This is a genomic window from Staphylococcus simulans, assembly GCF_002902285.1.
In the GTDB taxonomy this organism is placed as follows: domain Bacteria; phylum Bacillota; class Bacilli; order Staphylococcales; family Staphylococcaceae; genus Staphylococcus; species Staphylococcus simulans.
Map to the genome: position 1 here is coordinate 1 of NZ_PPRU01000086.1, position 510 is coordinate 510.

The following is a 510-nucleotide window of genomic DNA, read 5'->3' on the forward strand; positions in this document are numbered from 1 at the left end:
AAGTAAGTGTTCCGGATTTCCCTAAAGAAGGAGACCAACCAGTTATTACTGTAGATACAACAAAAGTACCTGACGGTAAAACAAGCGGTGAGTTTGAAGTGCCAGTCACAGTCACTTATCCGGATAAAACAACAGATACAGTGAATGTGAAAGTAACAGTCGGTCCAAAAGATTCAGACACTTATGAACCAACTGTCCAACCGATTGAAAAACCATTTGGTCAATGCACAACTGAACAAGAGGTCAAAGATAAAGTGACAGTACCTAACTTCCCAGTGGATAAAGGTACACCAGTGGTCACAGTGGAAGATCCAACTAACTTACCTGATGGAAATACTCATGGGGTATTTGATGTGCCGGTTACAGTCACTTATCCAGATGGTACAAAAGACCATGTAGTAGTTAAAGTTACAGTTAATCCGCAACCGCAAAATGATAAATATGAACCGACTGCGGGAGAAATCACAAAACCATATGGCACAGCAACTACTGAAGATGAAGTCAAAGGTA

1 protein-coding gene is annotated in these 510 nt (G+C 40.8%); it reads left to right on the forward strand.

Annotated features, from left to right (window positions below; all coding sequences use genetic code 11):
* A partial coding sequence (locus tag CD112_RS13410) for a Rib/alpha-like domain-containing protein (RefSeq protein WP_258026725.1) occupies positions 1-510 on the forward strand: 510 nt, incomplete at both ends.